General features: G+C 57.4%; 16 protein-coding genes and 2 pseudogenes. 16 read left to right on the plus strand and 2 right to left on the minus strand.

Annotation, left to right across the window (positions count from 1 at the left end; all coding sequences use genetic code 11):
* Positions 1-80: 80 nt before the first annotated feature.
* Entirely contained in the window at positions 81-4,958 is a 4,878-nt protein-coding gene (locus tag DN824_RS18495; RefSeq protein ID WP_138409835.1) for a DEAD/DEAH box helicase, read from the minus strand.
* Between the two features lie 312 nt (positions 4,959-5,270).
* On the opposite strand from DN824_RS18495, the gene DN824_RS18500 reads away from it, so the two are divergent.
* The 3 genes and pseudogenes from DN824_RS18500 to DN824_RS18510 all read left to right on the plus strand — a co-directional run.
* Entirely contained in the window at positions 5,271-5,471 is a 201-nt protein-coding gene (locus tag DN824_RS18500; RefSeq protein WP_138409836.1) for a hypothetical protein, read from the plus strand.
* An 86-nt stretch (positions 5,472-5,557) separates the two neighbouring features.
* Positions 5,558-5,992 carry a LexA family protein gene (locus tag DN824_RS18505; protein ID WP_070087030.1) on the plus strand — a complete coding sequence of 145 codons (435 nt, stop codon included), beginning with the start codon at positions 5,558-5,560 and terminating at the stop codon, positions 5,990-5,992.
* A pseudogene (locus DN824_RS18510) lies at positions 5,973-6,158 on the plus strand (Y-family DNA polymerase); the annotation flags it as partial. The gene DN824_RS18505 and the pseudogene DN824_RS18510, both read left to right, overlap by 20 nt.
* A gap of 29 nt (positions 6,159-6,187) precedes the next feature.
* Here the strand turns inward: DN824_RS18510 and DN824_RS18515 are convergent.
* Positions 6,188-9,073: a Tn3 family transposase gene (locus tag DN824_RS18515; protein ID WP_138409839.1), complete on the minus strand. Its 2,886-nt coding sequence runs from the start codon at positions 9,071-9,073 to the stop codon at positions 6,188-6,190.
* A 125-nt stretch (positions 9,074-9,198) separates the two neighbouring features.
* On the opposite strand from DN824_RS18515, the gene DN824_RS18520 reads away from it, so the two are divergent.
* From DN824_RS18520 to DN824_RS22645, 13 genes and pseudogenes are all read left to right on the plus strand, one after another.
* Positions 9,199-9,813, plus strand: a complete 615-nt coding sequence (locus DN824_RS18520) for a recombinase family protein (RefSeq protein ID WP_099593669.1) — start codon at positions 9,199-9,201, stop codon at positions 9,811-9,813.
* 65 nt (positions 9,814-9,878) lie between these two features.
* A complete protein-coding gene (gene aph(3'')-Ib / locus DN824_RS18525) occupies positions 9,879-10,682 on the plus strand; it encodes an aminoglycoside O-phosphotransferase APH(3'')-Ib (protein ID WP_138409840.1) in 804 nt (267 codons plus the stop codon).
* On the plus strand, positions 10,682-11,518 hold the full coding sequence (locus DN824_RS18530) for an APH(6)-I family aminoglycoside O-phosphotransferase (RefSeq protein WP_000480959.1): 837 nt from the start codon (positions 10,682-10,684) through the stop codon (positions 11,516-11,518). The genes aph(3'')-Ib and DN824_RS18530 overlap by 1 nt, the downstream gene beginning before the upstream one ends.
* Before the next feature lie 109 nt (positions 11,519-11,627).
* Positions 11,628-12,740 carry a Y-family DNA polymerase gene (locus DN824_RS18540; RefSeq protein WP_138409841.1) on the plus strand — a complete coding sequence of 371 codons (1,113 nt, stop codon included), beginning with the start codon at positions 11,628-11,630 and terminating at the stop codon, positions 12,738-12,740.
* Between the two features lie 55 nt (positions 12,741-12,795).
* Positions 12,796-12,990 (plus strand): ribbon-helix-helix protein, CopG family, encoded by a 195-nt coding sequence (locus tag DN824_RS18545; RefSeq protein WP_041013382.1) that lies wholly within the window; start codon positions 12,796-12,798, stop codon positions 12,988-12,990.
* 306 nt (positions 12,991-13,296) lie between these two features.
* Complete coding sequence (locus tag DN824_RS18550; RefSeq protein WP_158295400.1) at positions 13,297-13,995, plus strand: hypothetical protein; 699 nt, start codon at positions 13,297-13,299, stop codon at positions 13,993-13,995.
* A gap of 919 nt (positions 13,996-14,914) precedes the next feature.
* Positions 14,915-15,769: a ParA family protein gene (locus DN824_RS18555; RefSeq protein ID WP_041013381.1), complete on the plus strand. Its 855-nt coding sequence runs from the start codon at positions 14,915-14,917 to the stop codon at positions 15,767-15,769.
* A gap of 371 nt (positions 15,770-16,140) precedes the next feature.
* Positions 16,141-17,484, plus strand: coding sequence for a replicative DNA helicase (gene dnaB, locus DN824_RS18560; protein ID WP_041013380.1), 1,344 nt, complete (start codon positions 16,141-16,143; stop codon positions 17,482-17,484).
* On the plus strand, positions 17,481-18,008 hold the full coding sequence (locus tag DN824_RS18565; RefSeq protein ID WP_041013379.1) for a hypothetical protein: 528 nt from the start codon (positions 17,481-17,483) through the stop codon (positions 18,006-18,008). Before dnaB ends, DN824_RS18565 begins: the two co-directional genes overlap by 4 nt.
* Positions 18,005-18,163 (plus strand): annotated as a pseudogene (locus DN824_RS22920) (Arc family DNA-binding protein); the annotation flags it as partial. The gene DN824_RS18565 and the pseudogene DN824_RS22920, both read left to right, overlap by 4 nt.
* An 82-nt stretch (positions 18,164-18,245) precedes the next feature.
* Positions 18,246-19,880 carry a ParB family protein gene (locus DN824_RS18575; RefSeq protein ID WP_041013377.1) on the plus strand — a complete coding sequence of 545 codons (1,635 nt, stop codon included), beginning with the start codon at positions 18,246-18,248 and terminating at the stop codon, positions 19,878-19,880.
* Positions 19,881-19,885: 5 nt separating this feature from the next.
* Entirely contained in the window at positions 19,886-20,485 is a 600-nt protein-coding gene (locus DN824_RS18580; protein ID WP_041013376.1) for a DUF2857 domain-containing protein, read from the plus strand.
* Positions 20,485-21,815: STY4528 family pathogenicity island replication protein (locus DN824_RS22645; protein ID WP_052462827.1), on the plus strand; the 1,331-nt coding region annotated here is incomplete at its 3' end. The genes DN824_RS18580 and DN824_RS22645, both read left to right, overlap by 1 nt.

Raw genomic sequence — 21,815 nt, forward strand, 5'->3', positions numbered from 1 at the left:
GACACCGTTTCCGGTCGTGTTTGCACACTTTGTCCCGGTGCCGCTCGGACATCCTGTCCTTCCTCCGCTGAGCCGCCCTGCTAATAATCCAGAGCTGGCAGATTATTAACAATTTTTTGGGTTTCGAGGCTCACGGTGACCACGCGCTGGAACAGCTCCAGTGGGTACTTGGGGTTACCCATGGTTTCGACGGCCCAGTCGTTGGCGTCGTTGACGATGCCGCTGGCCTTGTCGGTGCGCACGGCCTGGCGCTCCATCACCCAGTCGAGTGCGGCTTTGCCGTTGACCACGTAGTCCCAGGCCGCCTCGGGGATGCCTTTGAGGGTGATGCGGTGGTTGTAGACGACGGTCGTCTTGTCGCCCTTCTTGGCGAACTTCATCTTCTCCACGCGATAGTCGGCGTCGGTGAGCGTGCCCTTGGCCTCGATGGTCAGCGGGTACGGTTCGACGGTTTCGTAGTTCAGGTGAAGGTCAGCCAGGGCGCGGCCTGCTGTGCTGAAGGCCCAGAAATCGACGACTTTCTTCACTGCCGGAATGCGCGGAAGTTCCTTGCTCAGGTTATCAGCAAAGCGTTCGCGGTAATCAGGCGAATGAAGGATTCCGTAGACGTAGTAGAACAGGTCTTCCTTGGTGATCTGCTCGCCAGGGTAGGCTGCCTGGAAGTGAGCTAGACCGGCATCTGTGATGGCATCCCGACGGCGCAGGCCGCCTTCAACCGGCTCGGCAAAAAGGTCGTCTTTGGACGCTTGGGCGGCTTCGTCGTAAAGGTACAGAGGGAAGCATTGAGCACCGCCATCAGGCTGGTCGCTAGTTGGAGAATTTGAGATGAAGGCAAAGTGGCCTTCACCCCTCCAATTTCCTTTGACGCAAATAGCCACATTTGGGGCACTAGCATCAGGGAAGATGCGCGGCATCTGAAGCACCATCTCGTTAAAGGTGCGGCTGAAATAAAGCCATTGCTGGGTGAATGGCCGGTAAAACGAAGCCACCAACGATGCCGGGTCAAATGCGAAGCGCCTTCCCTTAACCAGTTCCTGCTTGAGTGCTCGCGTCCAGCTGATACTGGTTAGATCAGTGTTGATGAAGCTATCTACAACCTCCGCTCGCTGCTTTCTGTCTAGCCCCGCGTTGGCCACATCGAAACGCTCAGCCTCAGCATTGTAGAAGCTGATCATGCGGCTCATGTTGCTTGCCAGATCGGTACGGTTGGAGTTGTAAGCCCAGGCATCACGACCAGTCTGTAATCCTCGCGAATAGCTGTAGAACAGCGTCGCATCTGATGAAGCTCCTTTGTCACCCATAGCGATGAATTGTCCGAAGCTATCATCGCGTTGCTTGAGCCAATCCCCGTGCTCATCCGGTGTGATCTGCTGCCATGCCTCGATACCAGCCACACTGGCAAAGCCTGCAATCTTCTCAAGCTTTTCCTCACGACTCAGGTAATCGCCAATGTCATGGAAATAGACCTGGCCGTGTGCCTGTGCGCTGGGATTCTTGACTAGCAGCGAGATGGCAATAGGGGCGCGACTGCCACTGCCAAATATCTTTCCCCCTTCCTTGCGCGAGGTTTCGCCACTGGTACGTTGGTTACCTCGAAGATGGAACACATAAAGGCTGGAGAACTCATCGGCAAGACACTTGCGCAGGCCGTCTGCGGTATTGGCTTCCACAAAGCCCGCGTTGGTGACGAACCCGATTATGCCGGCATCGCCAATGCGATCACTTGCCCAGCGAATTGCACGGATATAGCTGTCATAAAGGGCGTTTTTGAGCGTGGCTTTCGAGCCTGCCGCATAGGTAGCGCGAATGCGCTCATCTAGCGCTGGGTACTGGACATTAGCGTTGTTGTCGTTGGCGCTCGTCTGCCCAGCCGAGTAGGGCGGATTACCAACGATCACCCGAATATCCAGCGCTTTCTGCCGCTTACGCCGGGCACTGTTGTCCTCCAGCAGCGCATCCACCAGGTCATCCTTCTCATACATCTGGAAGGTGTCAGTCAGGCAGATCCCTTCAAACGGGGTGTACTCGTCGATCACTTCGCCATGGTAGACCGCTTCGATATTGATGGCAGCGATGTAGTAGGCCAGGAGTACCAGCTCGTTGGCGTGAATTTCGTGCTTGTACTTGTGTGGAAGCTCCTCTGGCTTGATCAGGCCGGACTGGATCAGCCGGGTAATGAAGGTGCCGGTGCCGGTGAACGGGTCGATGATGTGGACGCCCTTACTACCCAGGGTCTGACCGAACTCCTTTTGCAGCAGGTGGTTGACGCTGTGGAGGATGAAGTCCACCACCTCGACCGGCGTGTAAACGATGCCCAGGCGCTCGGTCATCTTGGGGAAGGCGTTGCGGAAGAACTTGTCGTACAGCTCGACAATAATCTTCTGCTTGCCCTGGGCATTGTTGATGCCGGCAGCACGCTGGCGGACGCTGGCGTAGAACTTCTCCAGGGTGTCGGCTTCTTTGCCCAAATGATGCTCGTGAAGCGCATCCAGCACGCCTTGCATGGCCTTGGACATGGGGTTGTGGCTGGCGAAGCTGTATTCCTCGAAGAGCGCATCGAACACTGGCTTGGTTACCAAGTGCTGGGCGAGCATTTCGACAATCTCGCCATCGCTGATGCTGTCGTTGAGGTCGTCGCGCAGCTCGGCGGCAAAGGTGTTGAAAGCGGCCTGTTCCTGGGTGTTGGCCGGGTTCTCCAGAATGCCCTGAATGCGGTCGATGTGGGTGCGGGCGATCTTGGCAATGTCGTTGGCCCAGTCTTCCCAATGATGGCGGTTGCCGCACTTCTCGACGATCTTGGCGTAGATGGCCTTCTCGATTTCGCCGACCTCGTAGGTCAGCTCGGCCTGCTGAGTCATCTGGCCGGGAGCATCATGGTTCTTGCTACCGATCCCGTACTGGCCTTTACCGGCCTTGCCGTTGTTGGTGCCGGTGGCTTTCTTTGCCTTCTTCTCGGCCTTGTCGGTGATGGCGATGACTTCCATCTTGCGCGGGTCGGAGCCGATCAGGTCGAGCTTGTTGACCATTGCGTCGAAGCTGTCATCGTGGGAGCGCAGCGCTTGGAGCACTTGCCAGACCACCTTGTAGGTCTGGTTGTCGTTGAGTGCTTCATGAGGCTCCATGCCCGCAGGGATGACTACCGGCAGCACGACATAGCCGCGCTTCTTGCCGGGCGCATTACGCATCACCCGGCCCACCGATTGCACCACGTCTACCTGTGAGTTGCGTGGGGTGAGGAACAGCACGGCATCCAGCGCCGGTACGTCCACGCCTTCGGACAGGCAGCGCACGTTACTGAGGATGCGACAGGTGTTGGCCGGGGATTCTGCTTTGAGCCAGCTGAGCTTAGCTTCCTTCTGGCTGGCATTCATGCCGCCATCGACGTGCTCGGCCTCGCATATGATGCGCGCGGCTTCGTCGATTTTTTCGGACTCTTGGTAAGCCTCCACCACCGACTGGAACATGCTGGCGATGTTGATGGAGCTGACCTTGTGCTTGGTGCCCTTGTAGTTGGGCGAGATCACCTGGCAGAAGGCAACGGCGCGCTTCATCGGCTCAGCGTCACCGATGAGCTGTTCGTGTAGACCTTGCTTGGCCAGCGCCTTCCAGCAGCCGACGATCTTGGCGGCGTCGTCCACCTTGAGCTGGTTGTCTTCGTCCTTCAGCAGCTCCTGAAGGCGGCGGCTGATGGCGCTCTCTTCAACCGTGAGTACCAGCACCTTGTAGTCGGTGAGCAGGCCGCGCTGGACGGCCTCGGAGAAGTTGATGACGAATAGCTCTTTACCATACAGCGCTTCGTCATCCATCGAGCAGAGCGTAACCTCGCCGCTCTCTGCCTTGATCTTCGCGTTGTCGCCGTAGATGCGCGGCGTGGCGGTCATGTACAGGCGTTTCGCGGCACGGATGTAATCCGCATCATGGATACGTACAAAATTGCTTTCGTCATCGTCGCCAAAGGTGGCACCCGTGGTGCGGTGCGCCTCGTCGCATATCACGAGGTCGAAGGCATCCAGGCCGTGATCATGTTGGGCGCGGCTGATCACGTCGATGGAGTGGTAGGTGGAGAACACCACACTCATGTGCTCGGCGTCGTGGCGCTTGGGCATCTCCGCTGCGAGCCGATCAGCCTTAGTGGTGGCCGGGTAGCGCAGCTCGTGGGTGAACACCTGTACAGCGTCATCTTCCACCTTGCGCTTCTTCCCAACGTCGCTGTCGGAGCACACGGCGAAGCTGTGAAGCGGGGTTTCGCTTTCCTGCGTCCATTCGGTGAGGGTCTGCGACAGCAACGACAGGCTGGGCACCAGGAACAGTACGCGCTTACCCTTGCCGGCGAGGCGCTCAGCAATCTTTAGGCTGGTGAACGTCTTGCCGGTGCCGCAGGCCATGATCAGCTTGCCGCGTTCCGCGTCTTTTAGACCGGCCGCTACAGCGTTCAGCGCGGTCTGCTGGTGCTCACGCAGTTGTTTCTTGGCCTTGAGCGCAACAGCCTGGTTGGGCTGGTACTTCGCCCAGTCGATCTGGCTGTCTTCGAGGGCTTGCAGGTCGATCTTACTGACCGGGGGCTGCTGGCCCTGCAAGGCATCCTCGGCGTGCTCGCTCCAGTTATTGGTGGTGGTAACAATGACGCGGTGCGAGAACGGCGCCTTGCCCGAGGCGGTGAAAAAGCTGTCGATGTCCTTCTTCTGAACTTTGTAGTCCTCGGCGTACAGCTTGCACTGAATGGCGTGATACTCGCCGGTGCCCTGGGTGCGCGCCACCAAGTCGATGCCCGCGTCCTTACCGCTGATGCCCTGCTCTTTGGCCCATTCGGCATATGTCCACACCTTGTCGTACAGATCACGGTAGGTGGCTTCGTTGCGCAGATACGTACAGATCAGCTCTTCGAAGTAGGTGCCTTTTTCTCGTTCGGTGACAGAGGCGGCGCGGTAGGTGTCGAGCAGAGTAGAGAGGGCGGACATTCGGAATTCCCTTTGGGATACGGCTGGCGCGATGCTTGCGCCAAATGGCGCGAGTTTATCACCGGGCCAACTCGAATAAGGGTTCTAGCCCGCCAGCCATGCGTAATAGCGGTTAACAAAAAGGTGTGTTAACAGCTCATGCTACGTAACCTCGGCAGCCTTCGCTGCCCTGCTTCTCTCGATATCTGGATTGGCTGTCCTTTGTGACTTCCCCCGTGGAGCATATGAGGCTGCTGGCTGGCAGTTTGGAAGCCTCATCCTTTGCGCTGGGTTGGTCCTGCAGCTCCTAATCAAGGTTCGCCAGGACAATCCATGGCGACGACCTTAATCGAGGAGCTGGCCATGTGGGAGCTTGAGCAGCTGACCTCCGCCGGCGACATGGCGTTTCGTTATGGCGCGCTCCGCGCTCATCTCGACACCCTCTATCGGGCTGATCTCATTGACTCGCGGAGCGCCGGGAAAGACAGGAACTGGCGGACGCCGCTTATGCTCATGCAATTGACGCCGCGCTGAGTCGCGAATCGGGAGACCGAATGCTCTAGAAATATGAGTGCGGAGCGTGGTACTGTATATGCATACAGTTTGGCGAAGTGCCGTATATGCGTCTCCGTAGATGTACCGACGTCGAAACAAACATTCTGGTAAGTGTTCTCTCCGGAACGGTCCAGGGAGGCTTTCCAAGCCCTGCCGCGGACTACTACGAACCACCAATATCGCTCGACGTACTACTGAACCTCAGAGCCCCTCATATCTGGTTGGCCGAAACCGAAGGCGACAGCATGTCCGGTATTGGCATCTACCACGGCACATTGCTCGTGATCGACCGGTCACTCGACGCAGAGGTGGGCGACATTGTCGTCGTTTATGTGAACAACCAGCCGATCGTGAAGCGTTTGGATCTGGTCAACGGCTGCAAGGTCTTGTCGTCAGAGAATCCGCTGTATCCCCCGATCACTGTCGGTGAGTTCGAAGAAGTCGACACCTTCGGCATCGTCATCTGGAGTTTCAACCGCCATGGGCGACGTAGCCGATAAACCCCGCCCCTCCTTCGCGCTAATCGATTGTAATAACTGCTTTGCATCGGTGGAGGTGCTTTTCCGGCCTGAGCTCCGGGGACGGCCTGTGGTCGTTTTGTCCAATAACGATGGCTGCATCATCGCCAGATCTCAGGAAGCCAAAGCGCTCGGCCTCAAGATGGGGTCGTTTGCGGGAGGGGGCGGAATCCTGCGCTAAGGCTTTGGCCAACGATATTCTCCGGTGAGATTGATGTGTTCCCATCCAAGCGGCGAGACATGGGCCAGCATATCGGGCGATAGCAGCTTTCCGTCTCGTTTCTGGCTGGCGACGACTTCGCCGAGCTTCATGGTGTTCCAGAAGATAATGATCGCGGCCAGCAGGTTCATGCCGGCGATCCGGTAGTGCTGTCCTTCGGCGGACCGGTCGCGGATTTCTCCCCGGCGATGGAAGCTGATGGCCCGTTTCAGCGCATGATGCGCTTCACCCTTGTTGAGACCGATCTGGGTCCGGTGTTGGAGTTCGGCATCCAGAATCCAGTCGATCATGAACAGGGTTCGCTCGACGCGGCCGACTTCCCGCAGGGCCGTCGCGAGTTCGTTCTGCCGCGGATAGGAGGCGAGTTTCCGCAGGATCTGGCTCGGCGCGACGCTCCCGGCCGCGATGGTGGCGGCGATGCGCAGGATGTCGGGCCAGTTGCGCTCGATCATGGCCTGGTTGATCTTTCCGCCGATCAAGGCCCTCAAGTGCGCCGGCGCGGACGAAGGATTGAACGCGTAGAGGCGCTTGGACGGCAGATCCCGGATACGAGGGGCGAACCGATAGCCGAGAATGGCGCACGCGGCAAAGACGTGATCGGTGAAGCCGCCCGTGTCGGCGAACTGCTCGCGGATATGGCGGCCGGCATCGTTCATAAGCAGTCCGTCGAGAATATAGGGTGCTTCGCTCGCCGTCGCGGGAATCACCTGGGTCGCGAACGGCGCATATTGATCCGAGACGTGGCTATAAGCCTTCAAGCCCGGTGTATTGCCATATTTCGCATTGACCAGGTTCATGGCCTCGCCTTGCTCGGTCGCCGCGAAGAATTGTCCATCGCTTGATGCGGAGATACCCGCGCCCCAGAATTGAGCCATAGGTAGTGCCGCCTGCGCCTCAACCACCATGGCCAGCGCCCGGTCGTAGGCTTCGCCCTCGACATGCCACCGTCCAATGCGGATCAACTCCCAGAAGGTGTGGGTATTGGTGGCGTCCGCCATCTTGCGCAAGCCGAGATTGATCCCTTCCGCAAGGATGACGTTCATTAGCCCGATCCGGTCCGCGCAGGGCGCTCCCGTGCGCAGGTGGGTGAATGCTTCACAAAAGCCGGTCGCGGCATCCACTTCCAATAAGAGATCGGTGATACGTGTCGGCGGAATCGCCTTGTAGAGATCGAGAACCATATCTTCGGCGCCGGGCGGCGCGGCAGCTTCGAGCTTCTCGATATGCAGGATCCCGTTTTCGATGGACCCGCCAGGGATCGTGCCGGCGCGAGCAGCGCGGCCAAGCTCGCGCAACCTGATATCAAGGCGAGCTTGCCTGTCTGCCAGCCATTCCTCCGGCCGCAATGGCACGGCGAGGCGGCCGCTTTCCGCCACGGCCTGAGCAGGTACGAGTGCGTGCTTCAGATCACCGTAGCGCCGGGACCTCGCCAGCCAGACATCTCCGGAGCGGAACGCATCGCGCAGATGGAACAACACCGCGATCTCCCAGAGGCGGGTATCGCCGGCCGCCTGACCACGAAGATGACGATGCCATTTCGAGCTCGGCCGCAGAAAGGCGGTATGCGGAGCATTGTTCAAACCGGTGCGCAGGGCTGTCACCGCTTCCAGAAGCTGCTGCGCGACAGGGGCAGCCCGAAGATCGAGCAGGCGCAACATGCGAGGAGCATACCGGCGGAAACGGTGATAGCCATCGAGTACATGATTGAGCGGATCGTCCGCCATGGTGGCCGTCAGTCTGGTTGCTATCGCGACAAGGGTTTTGAAGCCGTCCCAGCCTGATCCGCTCGCGATAACGTCGCCCAATGGCTGGCCATCATCCTGGGCATCGACCAAGGCTCCGCCGATTTCAGCGAAGGATTTCAGGGTGTCGCGCACCGCGTTCGCTTCGTTGGTGATCTTGGCCTGGCAAATCCTTTCCGACGCCCGGTAGAGCCTGCCCACGATCCGGTCGTGGGTTTCGACCATGGCATCGGCAAGCATCGCCTGCCACTCCGATGCGCAGACGGCCAGAATTGCAAGCCGCCTGTCCTCCGGGAGATCGCGCATACCATCGGCATAATACCGCTCGCCCTGCCTGCGCAGACGTGTCACCCTATGGGCAGGAACACCGGCCAGCAGATCCTCGGGAAGATCGACACGTTGCAGATATTCCAACCTGTCGAGCAGCCGGTTGGCCGACGAAGAGTTCGAGCCTGGCTCGAACTGACGCAGCCACACGAAGCGGGTCACCCGATCGTCGGCCGTTTCCTCAAGCAATGCCAGTAACTGTTCCCGGATCGGTATGGGCAAGCGACCGGCAATCCGCGTCTCGATTTGCCGCTCGGCATCGACCAGAGCCGTGGCGCAAAGCCGCTCGATCGTGGATGTCGCGGGAAGAACCGTGCGGGTGCGTCGGCACTCGGTCACGAAGCTACGGGCAATGTCCTCGTTCGACACCGCCAGTTCGGCTTCCCGGAACAGCCAGTCCTTCAGCTCGCGTGCTCCACGTCCGGAGAAGGTGCGGAACCCATAGAGCGCCCGCAACTCGGCAAGATGCTCGTGCCGCGTCTCCTCGCGGGAGGCATAATCAACGAGATCATCGGCGCCAAGGCCGAGTTGCGCTCCGATGAACTCGACCACCTCGGCCGGGATCAGTTCGCCCGGAGCCAGCACCCGGCCGGGATAGCGCAGGACGCATAATTGCAGGGCGAAGCCGAACCTGTTGTGAGCGCGCCGACGTTGCCTGATGTGGCCGAGATCTTCATCGCTCAGCGTATAATGCTTCAGCAAATCCGCCTGCGAGGTCGGCAGGCGCAACAGCGCGTCCTTCTGCCGATCGGTTAGAGTGACGCGACGCGGCATCAATGTTCCTTTTTCAAAATCCGATGGTGTTCAAGACGCTTTGTTTATGAAGCTGGTTGAGATACATTTCCAGCGAACAAATCATTCGTGGCCAACGCGCCGCCTCAAACCAACGTTTGTGATACATGCTGATCGGATATGCCCGCGTCTCCAAAGCCGATGGCTCGCAGTCTCTCGACCTGCAGCACGACGCCTTGCGCGCCGCAGGTGTCGAACGGGACAATATCTATGATGATCTTGCTTCCGGCGGTCGTGATGATCGCCCTGGTTTGACCGCTTGCCTCAAGTCATTGCGTGACGGCGATGTGCTGGTGGTCTGGAAGCTCGATCGCCTCGGACGATCGCTTGCCCATCTGGTCAACACGGTGAAGGAGCTGTCAGACCGCAAGATCGGCCTGCGGGTTCTGACTGAAAAGGGCGCTCAGATCGACACCACGACTGCGTCCGGTCGCATGGTGTTCGGAATCTTCGCCACCTTGGCTGAGTTCGAGCGGGATCTGATCCGAGAGCGCACCATGGCGGGTCTCGCCTCCGCGAGAGCGCGCGGTCGCAAGGGCGGACGAAAATTCGCGCTCACCAAAGCTCAGGTGCGTCTCGCGCAAGCCGCCATGGCCCAGCGCGATACTTCAGTTTCCGATCTCTGCAAGGAACTTGGCATCGAGCGCGTCACTCTCTACCGGTACGTCGGCCCCAAAGGCGAGCTCAGAGACCATGGAAAGCATGTTCTTGGCCTTGCATAGCAACTCTTTTCTTTTCGCAGGTTGAGCCACCTCCGCGCCTCATCAGCAAACTGAAGGAACCTCCATTGAATCGGACTTATATTTTTTTGGGTGAATCGCATTCTGACTGGTTGCCTGTCAGAGGCGGAGAATCCGGTGATTTTGTTTTTCGACGTGGTGACGGGCATGCCTTCGCGAAAATCGCACCTGCTTCCCGTCGCGGTGAGCTCGCTGGAGAGCGTGACCGCCTCATTTGGCTCAAAGGTCGAGGTGTGGCTTGCCCCGAGGTAATCAACTGGCAGGAGGAACAGGAGGGCGCATGCCTAGTGATAACGGCAATTCCGGGAGTACCGGCGGCGGATCTGTCTGGAGCAGATTTGCTCAAAGCGTGGCCGTCAATGGGGCAGCAACTTGGGGCTGTTCACAGCCTATCGGTTGATCAATGTCCGTTTGAGCGCAGGCTGTCGCGAATGATCGGACGCGCCGTTGATGTGGTGTCCCGCAATGCCGTCAATCCCGACTTCTTACCTGACGAGGACAAGAGTACGCCGCAGCTCGATCTTTTGGCTCGTGTCGAACGAGAGCTACCGGTGCGGCTCGACCAAGAGCGCACCGATATGGTTGTTTGCCATGGTGATCCCTGCATGCCGAACTTCATGGTAGACCCTAGAACTCTTCAATGTACGGGTCTGATCGACCTTGGGCGGCTCGGAACAGCAGATCGCTATGCCGATTTGGCACTCATGATTGCTAACGCCGAAGCGAACTGGGCAGCGCCAGATGAAGCAGAGCGCGCCTTCGCTGTCCTATTCAATGTATTGGGGATCGAAGCCCCCGACCGCGAACGCCTTGCCTTCTATCTGCGATTGGACCCTCTTACTTGGGGTTGATGTTCATGCCGCCTGTTTTTCCTGCTCATTGGCACGTTTCCCAACCTGTTCTCATTGCGGACACCTTTTCCAGCCTCGTTTGGAAAGTTTTTTTGCCAGACGGGACTCCTGCAATCGTCAAAGGATTGAAACCTATAGAAGACATTGCTGATGAACTGCGCGGGGCCGACTATCTGGTATGGCGCAGTGGGAGGGGAGCAGTCCGGTTGCTCGGTCGTGAGAACAATCTGATGTTGCTCGAATATGCCGGGGAGCGAATGCTCTCTCACATCGTTGCCGAGCACGGCGACTACCAGGCGACCGAAATTGCAGCGGAACTGATGGCGAAGCTGTATGCCGCATCTGAGGAACCCCTGCCTTCTGCTCTTCTCCCGATCCGGGAGCGCTTTGCAGCTTTGTTTCAGCGGGCGCGTGACGATCAAAACGCAGGTCGTCAAACTGACTACGTCCACGCGGCGATTATAGCCGATCAAATGATGAGCAATGCCTCGGAACTGCGTGGGCTACATGGCGATCTGCATCATGAAAATATCATGTTCTCCAGTCGCGGCTGGCTGGTGATAGATCCAGTCGGTCTGGTCGGTGAAGTGGGCTTTGGCGCCGCCAATATGTTCTACGATCCGGCTGACAGAGACGACCTTTGTCTCGATCCTAGACGCATTGCACAGATGGCGGACGCATTCTCTCGTGCGCTGGACGTCGATCCGCGTCGGCTGCTCGACCAGGCGTACGCTTACGGGTGTCTTTCCGCGGCTTGGAACGCGGATGGAGAAGAGGAGCAACGCGATCTAGCTATCGCGGCCGCAATCAAGCACGTGCGACAGACGTCATACTAGATATCAAGCGACTTCTCCTATCCCCTGGGAACACATCAATCTTACCGGAGAATATCGTTGGCCAAAGCCTTAGCGTAGGATTTCGCCCCCTCCCGCAAACGACCCCAAGATGGGTGATCCCTACTTTAAGGTGCGTGCCCTCCTCGAGGAACACGGGGTTGTCTCGTTCTCCAGTAACTACACGCTTTATGGCGAAGTTACGGCACGCGTCCAGGACACCATTGCCGGCATGGTTCCTTCGGTAGAGAAGTACAGTATCGACGAGTCCTTCGCTGACCTAACCGGCCTACCAGAACCGCTGGCTGAGCATTGCCGTTGCATTCAGTCGCGAGTCCTCAAATGGACTGGCATGAGGGTCGGTATAGGCATAGGGCACACGAAAACACTGGCCAAAGCCGCGCAACACGCCAGTAAGGTGTGGCGTGAAAAGACCGGAGGTGTGGTGGATTTGCGGTCGCCGCAGGCAGTCGAGTGGCTGCTGAAGCGCATGCCTGTTGATGAGGTTTGGGGCGTCGGTCGGCGGATCAAGACGCGGCTTGAAGCCGAGGGGGTTGATAACGCTTGGCAACTGTCCCAGCTAGATCCAGCTGGGGTTAAACGTCGGTATAGCGTTGTGCTTGAGCGCACCGTGCGAGAGTTGCGTGGCGAAAGCTGTTTGGACCTCGAAGAAACTGAGCCAGACAAGCAATCCATTTGCTGCAGCAGGATGTTTGGAGAGCGAATCACGACACTTGCGGCCCTCAAAACTGCGGTGGCCACCTATGTCGATCGGGCTGCCGGCAAGCTGAGAAAGCAGTCCTCGTTGGCAGGCTATATCCAGGTAGGAATCCAAACAAGCTTTCACGGGGAAGGGGCTAAATATGCCCGCTCGATCGTCTGCGCCCTGCCCTACCCTACCGACGACGTGAGGGTCCTCACCACATCTGCTCTGCGGGGCCTGGAGCAGATTTTCCGGGTGGGCTTCAAGTACAGCAAGGCGGAGGTCCTGCTTATGGATCTGCGAAAGCGCGGAGAATTTACGGCTGATCTGTTTAGCCCAGCGCAACCGCCGGCTGCAGATTCAGTCATGGTTGTGCTGGACCAGATCAATGCAAGATGGGGACGAGGCACGCTGAGGTCTGCGGCAGTAGCTGCTGACCCTCGGTGGGCGATGCGGCGCAATTTGCTCAGCCCGAGCTACCTGACGGACATCGATCAGCTGTGGAAGGTAAAAGCGATTTGACGGCAGGGGAAACTAAGGTTAACTTTGGTTAACCATATACACCCAAGGAGTGACCATGGGTAGTGATGAGCCCTTGCGGACCATTGGGGTGAAGCTCCCCCAGTCAAAGAAGGAACGTTTCGAGGAAATCCTGCAGAAGCGTGGGACAAACTCGTCCGTTTTCCTGCGGCAGGCCATCTATGACTTCTTGGACCGAGTAGACAACAACGAAGAGGATCAGCTATCGCTGCATCTCGACGGAAAAAAATAGAATCCTGAAAACCAAGAAGCCCCGGTCTGCAAACCGGGGCTTCTTGGAGGAAAAGTGAAGGGTCAGTTCTTGGCGGAGCGGAACCCTTCAACCACTTGGTGAGCAGATTATGGCTTTCACTGTGAGTTCGTGCAACCTAAAAAATGCACGTTCATCGCAAGCTCACCGCCTCCGTGGCGGTGGGTTATGCATGTAGCACGCACCTACGTACCTCGGGTCAATACCGGCGGTAATTTCTGTGGGCATTCCCCCGACTCCCCTCGATTGGAGCTGCCGGTAGCTTCGACCTTGAAGGCTCGTCCCCGTGTGCTCGCCCGACTGCAAGAAGAGATCCGGCAGTACTACCGATCACCTTCTCGACTGCCCTCCCTCAATGCTGCGAACAAGAGCAAGCGGCAGCAGCGCAGTGAGCGCCGAGAGGCATGCTTGCTCGCGCTATCGGCCATTCTTGAATTCACGGACCTGAGTTCTCTGCGATGCGGGATACCGACGCGAGAAGGTTTCGTCTCACTCACGATCGATTTCCTGGTCAAGTTCACAGGCATGGGGTTGAGGCGGATGGAGCGCGCTTTGGCGGACCTGAAGCAGGCCAACATCCTCACAATTTCCCAGCCGCGTCAGTTGAACGAAGACGGCTCGTGGCGGGGGCTCGCTGCGGTCAAAGCAGTAAGCCGCCACCTATTCACTGCCTTCGGCCTTGCGCGCTGGCTCAAGCATGAGAGAGATCGAGCCGCTGCCAGGCTTCACAAGAAGACGAAGAAACAGGGTGGGACACTGACCCAGTGGGCTCGAAACCACTTAGTTGTGGGTGGCGTCGTTAAGAGTGCCGGCAGACGGCACGACCTGGCCAATCGCTCGCCGGTGAGTGCAGGCGTTGACCGCGAGGCCTACAGCAGAGCTAGGAATGATTTGCTCATGGCTCTTTATCAGGAGCGTCCTGGCTGGAAGGCAGAGGAACTAAATGCGGAAGTGGATAGATTACTAGGGGTTCGATTTAAAGCCTAACGGGATTAATCCGTCCAAAGAGCGCCATGCGCTCTTTTTTTTTTGCTCTGAGCCCCTCTTCTATTCACTAGCTGGGAAGCCCCCTCTCTTTTTGTAGCCATTCTGGCCAATTTGCTTAGCCGCGCGGCTCGAACTTAGAGGAGCTGTGGATAAATAAAACTTAAGTGTCGGGATGGTATGACTTTAAGTGTCGCTCCTTAATCAGTCCGCTTTTCTTATTCAGTTCACTCGGCACTGCGTGCCTTAGTAATGCTCAGTGCACTTCGTGCCTACGGCACGGCACTGAACCTGGGGCTACTCGCCCCAGACCCTCGGCATGGAGCTGCGCTCCCTGCACCCGCAGATGCGCGCTTAACCACCGAGAAAAACAAAGCGTAAATGGGGCGCGCAGTGCGATTTTCGCGGGGGCGAGCCTCTTGGTCCCGCGAAGAAAAACCGCGCTGCCTTCAAGCCCGCGGTGCCGAGGTAGGTCGACAGCCCGGCCGCTGCGCGGGTATCGCCGCACAAACTCTGTTGTCCACTGAGGGTATTTGTGGCGGCTATCATGCCCTTCGGGCATCATGCAGCGCGGCCCGCAGCGGCGTCATTCGCTCGGACTAGGTGGCCTCTGGAAGCCGCATTCTTGAGGCTTCCGCCGCTCCGCTTGGATTAGGTGATGAACGGCAGCTATTAATCCAGGCGTCGTGTTGACATCAGAATCATTCTTTACTAATTTCAATCGTGACGGCTGGGTGTCTGCATAGATATCTTTTTTACAAGTATTCTGGAGAAACGAGACAATTCGCTTGGGTTTATCAGCCCTGAATTACGTGATATGACGGCTATCACGTGGATAATCTGATCCTGTCGGATCAGTTCCATCTTGCTTATCTGTTACTTGTAGTTCCCAGCCCTCTAAACTTATTTAGAGGCGAGTATCATGAAAGTAACGACCATCATTGCCACCAAAGGCGGCATTGGGAAGACGACGACTGGTGCCAACCTGGGAGCAATCAGTGCCGATGCAGGCCTGCGGACACTCCTGATCGATGCGGATCCACAACCCTCGGTTTCATCGTTCTTCCAGCTCGAATACGAGGCACCTTGCGGCTTCTACGAGCTAATCGCCCAGAACGAGACCAACCCTGAGCGAATCATTTCTCGAACCGTTATTCCCAACCTTTCGGTCATCACCAACAACGATCCGCATTCCCAGCTCGTAAACATGATGCTGCAGGCTCCGGACGGACGTATCCGTCTGAAAAATCTGATCAGCAGCTTCTCTGACTTCGATCTGGTGATCATCGACACTCAGGGCACTCGCACTGTCATTCAAGAAATGGCCGTGCTCGCCTCAGAACTAGCGATCTCCCCAATTCAGCCTCACATGCTTGCCGCGCGGGAATTCCACCGCGGTACCGGTCAGCTTTTTAGCGACCTGGAGGGATTCAAGGCACTCGGCTTGACGATCCCCCCCTGCAAAATCGTTATCAACATGCTCGATCAGACGGCGGATGCTCGGATGATCGCTGATCTGATCCGGACGAACTTCAACCAAGGCCTTTTCGAGGTAGTCGAGACGGCCATTCCTCAGGCTGTTTCATTCCGTGGCGCGGCAACGCAGGGTATTCCCACTCATCGCCTGGAATATCGCGCGCCATCAGACCGTAAATCCCCCGCTGCCCTAGATATTTTGCGTTCACTCGCGATCGAGCTTTTTCCCGAATGGCGCGAGCGTTACGAAGCTCTAACTGCCGATGTGGTTGAAGACATTGTGAGGGGGGCTAACTCATGAGCCGCCCTTTTGATTTCGAAGTCACGCTCCTGCAGGTAACTTCGTGCGGTGATCTCGTGTTCAGCCATCATGGCTCCGAACAGAAGCTCATTGCAGCGCAAGGCTCGATCGGAGGCACTCCTACTGTGCCCGCAAGCGCGACCGCCTGGGCTGCACTCGTTGGCCGCACTGGCAAGCTGACGATCGCTTGGTATCCAAGCACGGAGCACCCTGCCCTGTTTTCGTTCATGCCGTATGCCAACCCTACGTTGCGACGGGCCACTGTGCTAGACGATGCAGGAAGCAACCCAGCTCTGATCGGCTGGCGGGACATTAATCAGCCCTACGGCTTCCTAGCTCCCGTATACCAAGATGGAAGGGGAGCATGAATTATGTCCCCCATCGATCTCACTCCGCCTCATTCGGTTGAAGCGGAACAGGGGGTGCTGGGCGGACTCATGCTGGATAACTCCACATGGGATGACATCGCTGACACCCTGGCCGCTGATGATTTCTACATTCGCGAGCACCGGCTGATCTTCAAAGCTATCGCGGACTTGGCGAAGGAAGGTACACCCTTCGATGTTGTGACCCTTTCAGAGAAATCTGTGGACGTCCAACAGGAAGTAGGACTGGCTTACCTTGGTGAGCTGGCTATGAACACGCCTTCAGTCGCGAATATTCTGGCTTACGCGAAGATCGTTCGCGAAAGATCTCATTTGAGGAATCTGGTAACGCTCGGCTACGAATGCAGCCGCCAGTCGTCCGCGCCGGGAGCGGTTGCCACAGATGTTCAAGAGTCAGTCGAGCGGCAGCTGTTTGCTCTCGGACAGAATCGCCTCACTGCCTTCACTGATATTGGGCAGATGCTGAGTGCAGTGGTCGACAAAATCGATCACCGATTCAACTCGGGTGAGGACATTACTGGCGTTACAACCGATCTCTCCGATCTGGACGAGCTTCTGGGAGGCTTGCAGCCCAAGGATCTTGTGATCGTTGCGGCCAGGCCTTCCATGGGCAAAACAGCCTTTGCGCTGAAACTGGTTAACGCTGCATTGGCTCGTACCAGCAAATCTGCACAGGTCTTCAGCCTGGAGATGCCGGCCGAGCAGCTTGTGTTCCGATTCCTTGCCTTCCTGGGCCGTATCGACCTGTCATTGTTGACTCGCGGTCGATTGCAGGATGACGACTGGCCAAAGCTTACTGCTGCTGTGGCAGCGCTACATAGCTATGGTGATCGCCTTGTCATAGATGACACGCCTCAGCTCACTCCAACTGAGCTTCGGGCACGTTCACGCCGTGCGGCTCGTAAGTTTGGCGACCCCGCACTGATCATGGTCGATTACCTGCAGTTGATGCAGAGCTCGGGTAAAGAGAACCGCAACCTAGAAATAGCTGACATCTCAGCCTCGCTTAAAGCGTTGGCCAAGGAGATGGATTGCCCCGTGGTTGCACTGTCGCAGTTGAATCGAAGCCTTGAGCAACGCGCTAACAAGCGCCCCCTGAACGCGGATCTCCGGGAATCCGGGGCTCTGGAACAGGACGCTGACGTGATCATGTTCATTTACCGGGACGAGGTTTATCACCCTGACTCTGAGGACGCTGGTATCGCCGAGATCATCATCGGTAAGCAGCGAAACGGTCCTCTTGGCACTGTACGCACTGCGTTTCTTGCTGCCGAGACTCGATTCGAAAACCTCGACGCGAGCTATCGCTCGCTGGGAGTTTCGCGATGAACAGCGCTCTTTCCGACGTCAGGGCTCACCAGCTGCCGAATGTTTCCTACGAAGAAGTAGCAGCAACTGCTCGTACTGATATACAGCTCTTCGAGTTGAACCAGCTGATGACCAAGCTCTATCACAGCGACCAGGCTGAGCCGGTTTGCGGCGCCCTGGCAAAGATACTCAAGCCTCTGGATCAGTTGGGCTTGGTACGCCTCAGCTCTACCTCTCCGGTCCTTGGGCAGCCAGTTACGGTGACTCGAATTTGCCCGCCCAGCGTGCTTCTCCACTTCTTCTGGGGTGACTGGCTCCCTGCTTATTACAAAACGCTCGGGCGTCAGCCGAGCGTCAGCCACTCTGCGACCCCAGCGCTCTGCACAGTTGTGCTTGAGCTGCCAGAGAGCCAGCCAAGCCTCGCGGACGTGCTATTCGAGTTGAGCTTGCGGCTGGAGGTTGCCGGTGTGGCCGAGGTCGTTCACATCGAAAGCGGCGATGTCGCTTCTCATAGCACTCATCTGGATACGGAGGTGAAGCCGTGAGCCTCCCCTCTCAAGAGCAGAGTGTTGCGGACCGCAACACTGACCGTTTCACACTCCGCCTACCTGCTAACGGCATGCACGAACGGATCGCCGAACAAGCGCGACTCAACCACAGAACGATGAACGCCGAAATTATTGCTCAGCTACAGAGCGCCGACTTCTTGCGGCAGGAGCTTGATCGGTTGCGTCGTCTAGTAGACGCGCTGTTCGGTTCGAATGCATTTCCGGAGATGAATAATGGCCAAGAATAAAAAACTCGACATCCAGCAGATCGGCAACAAGCTGCTGTCGCCGGGTTTCGCTGGGCGAAATGCTCCGCATGAAAACGTTGCCCCCTCGGACCCGGTCGCAGATACCCCTATGGTCCTGACACTGGATCAGCTGCGTCCGTATGACAAGAATCCCCGGATCAACAAGAACCCCAAGTATGACGAGATCAAGGAGTCGATTCGGGCTCGAGGGCTTGATCAAATACCTGGCATCACGCGCCGGCCAGGAGAAGAGTTCTACATCATCAGAGATGGGGGGAATACTCGCCTATCGATCCTCAACGAGTTGTGGCTAGAAACTCGAGATGATCGATTTTTCCGCCTTAATGTGCTGTACCGACCCTGGCAGGGCGAGATCCGCGCGCTGACCGGGCATCTGGCGGAAAACGATGTTCGAGGAGGGCTCTCCCTAATTGAACGCGCGCTTGGCGTTGAGGCGGCGCGAGCCGAGTACGAACAGGCCGAGGGCGGTCCGATATCTCAGCGAGAGCTTTCTCGCAGGCTGAAGGCCGATGGGTATCCGATTTCTAACTCGCACATCAGCCGGATGCAGGACGTAATCCGCTACCTTCTTCCGGCAATTCCGCAGGTTCTGTATGCAGGGCTAGGTATCGACCCGGCGGTGAAGCTCATAGGTTTGCGTAAAGCCGCTGAAGCAGCTTGGGCAAAGCACAAGCCGGCCTCCGAGAACGAGTTCGACGAGGTGTTCATCGAGGCACTGAGCGCCTTCAATGAGAACGAGGACACCCTCAACTATCAGCGCGTGCTCGATGAGCTTACCGGACAAATGAGTGACGCCCTGGGTGTGGATTACAACCTAATTTCTCTCGATATTCAGGAGGAATCCAGCAAGTCTCGCCGCCCAGAACCAACAGTTGTTCCGCCAACTGCAGCAGAGTCTGCTGCGCCCGATTCGCAAGTCGCTGGTAGCGGTGAATCGGAAATCGCGCCCGGGCAAGAAGAAACGAGTGCTCAGCCTGGCAACCACTCCGGCCTCAAGCAAGAAGAGCAGGAATCGATTCCTCAAAAGACAGCTGCCGCTGTCACTAAAAATGGAAACCTCAGGAAGAAAGACCCCGCGGCGACAGAGGTATCTTCTTCTTCAGGATCTGCAGGCGAGACCTCGACTGGCACAACCCATTTGGATATCTGGCACATCGGCCAATCGCTTGATGAGCCGAGCGAGCTTCGCGAGGAGATCGTGGAGCTCGTTCGCGGCATAGCTGCAGAGGTCGGCCTGCCAGACAACTTCCAACCGATAGATGGCGGCATCGGGTTTCACTATGCACGCCCTTGGAGCGAACAACCCGAAGAGCTCAGCAACACCGCGCTGTCGACACTGATGCTGTTCGAGTCACTCAGTGGAGTTTATGCCGTAGTGCAGGAGTCGCTGGAGGCCGGAACCGCGCAGGCGGAAGGCCTTATGGAGTTTCAGTTTTCGGCCCACCTGGGCCAGCTTTTGATGGGCCACCCCGCTGAAGTGAGTGAGGGCACGCCCTCCTCTAGTGGCAGGTTAAGCGATGCTGCCGTGATCAAGTTGTTCCGCGTAATCCGCTTGGCAAGACGCCTCATCGATCTAGATAGCGACCTTCGTCAGGAGTAGGAGCCATGCCGAATTCTTCGTCGGTTCAACAACCGCTAAACCAAGCGATCGTGCATCAAGTTCTGCACAATCTTCGCACTGGGCAGCTTCGCAAGTGCAAAGCTATGGGGTTCGGTGACGCTGAACTAAAGGCGTTCCAATCACCGAAATACTTGTCGGTTTTGATGAATTCTGCGGTGACCTGGTGTGAAGTCAAGGTGAACTCAGAGGTCGTGCAGCGCTTGATTGTTCAAGCCGATCGCACGGAAGAGCAGAATCGGCTCATTGACCGAGCCCTTCGCCTAGGGGCAAGCACAGCTTTGATCTCCCAGCTGTTCGGCTTAACGAACCAGGAGATCAAACATCGGCGGGTGGTTCTTGATGTCCCGCAGCGCCGCGGACGTTGGCCCATTTTGGACGCTGACACAGAGCGCAGCCTCTGGCATCGATGGGACTACCTGTCCAAAGAGAACAGCGTTGACATAGACGATCCAATGGCACTTCTGGACGTCGTGATTCTCCTCGCTGAAGAGTTTGCGAACCTACCCTTGGCTGACGGTTCGGTAGTTAGCCTCTCTCAGATTTGGAGCACGATCACCGGCTGGGCGGATCAAGGTCTGCTCTGATGAGCACTTTGACCCCGCCAGTTCGACGGGGGTTGCCGCCTAGGCTCCCCCTCTCGCAGCTGATTGCCTCTGCTTCCGAGCAGATCAAACGTGATTTGATTGAGCGGAAGGCATCTTCGGAAAGAACCCCCGTCAGAGAGGGAAAGCCCGCATGTCAGCCAGGCGAGGGACTCTTGTTCACCGGAAACCCGCACGAGGCAGTGCCTCGGCGGCTACTGCTTGACCCTAGGTTGAGCCCCTTGGAGCGCAATGCCTGGCAGATCTTCAGGATGCTCATTCGCGACGATGGTCTTACAGCCTTTCCTAGCTATGACCACCTGCAGCAGTTTCTGTCAGCCCAACCCTTCAAACGCGCGTCCCGCGAATCTGTAGCTAAGTGCCTGACTGTCCTCCGACTAACCAGGTGGCTGACACTTTGCTCCCGACTACGCGATGAAGCTACAGGTCAAAATCAGGGCAATGTCTACATGCTTCATGACGAGCCTATTTCATGCTCGGAAGCAGCAGAGCTTGACCCCGGATACCTTGAGCTCATCAGTACCAGCTTCAGCCACGCAAACAAGACAGTGCAAGTTCTGGCCGAGCACGAGCTTGCGGAGGTGCTGAGAGATCAGAATCTTGATCACGATGCCCTTCCGTCCCGACTGGGTGTCTTTGCCGAGCGGCTGTCGCGCCAGGCATGGGTAGCTCAGCAAGAGGATATCGGGGCTCAGTTCGGTTTCCGAACTAGGCCGAGTTCGCAAGCTGACCGGCCCAGTTCCGAATCCGAACTAGGCCGAACTGGGCCGAGTTCGGATGATGAGAAGTCGGTTCAAGCCAGAGAATTCAACAGGGTTCGGAAACCGAACTCAAACAGTACGGTTAATACAGATACTTCTGTTTGTAAAAACACAGTACTGGGGCAAGCCGAACCGGGCCTAAGTCCTTCGTTGGCCGCTTTGCCAGAGGACCAGAGAAAAAAAGCTCTGGATGCGCTGCGGCTCCTTGAACCCGAACTAGGCCAAGCGGTGCTTGAAGAATGGGCTGCGCGTTGTTCAACCAAAGCCATACGCAAGCCGCTCGGGTATCTGCTTGGACTGATTCAGAGGGCTATCAGAGGGGAATTCGTGGTTTGGGCAGCGCAGCAAAAGGGCTTTCCACACAGCGCAACTCGAAGTGCCAATACACGTTCACTTCGGCATGCCTCGCCCTCCTCGGCCTCGGTGCCTACTTGGGACCGCCAGGTCTCAGAGAGAGGCTCCCTTGAGGAGGGACGCTTGGGACTTGCTGACATACGCAACATGCTCAAACCCTGGATGAACGATTCCAAGCGAAACGGGATCGATGAATA

Source organism: Stutzerimonas nosocomialis (genome assembly GCF_005876855.1).
Classification (GTDB): Bacteria; Pseudomonadota; Gammaproteobacteria; order Pseudomonadales; family Pseudomonadaceae; genus Stutzerimonas; species Stutzerimonas nosocomialis.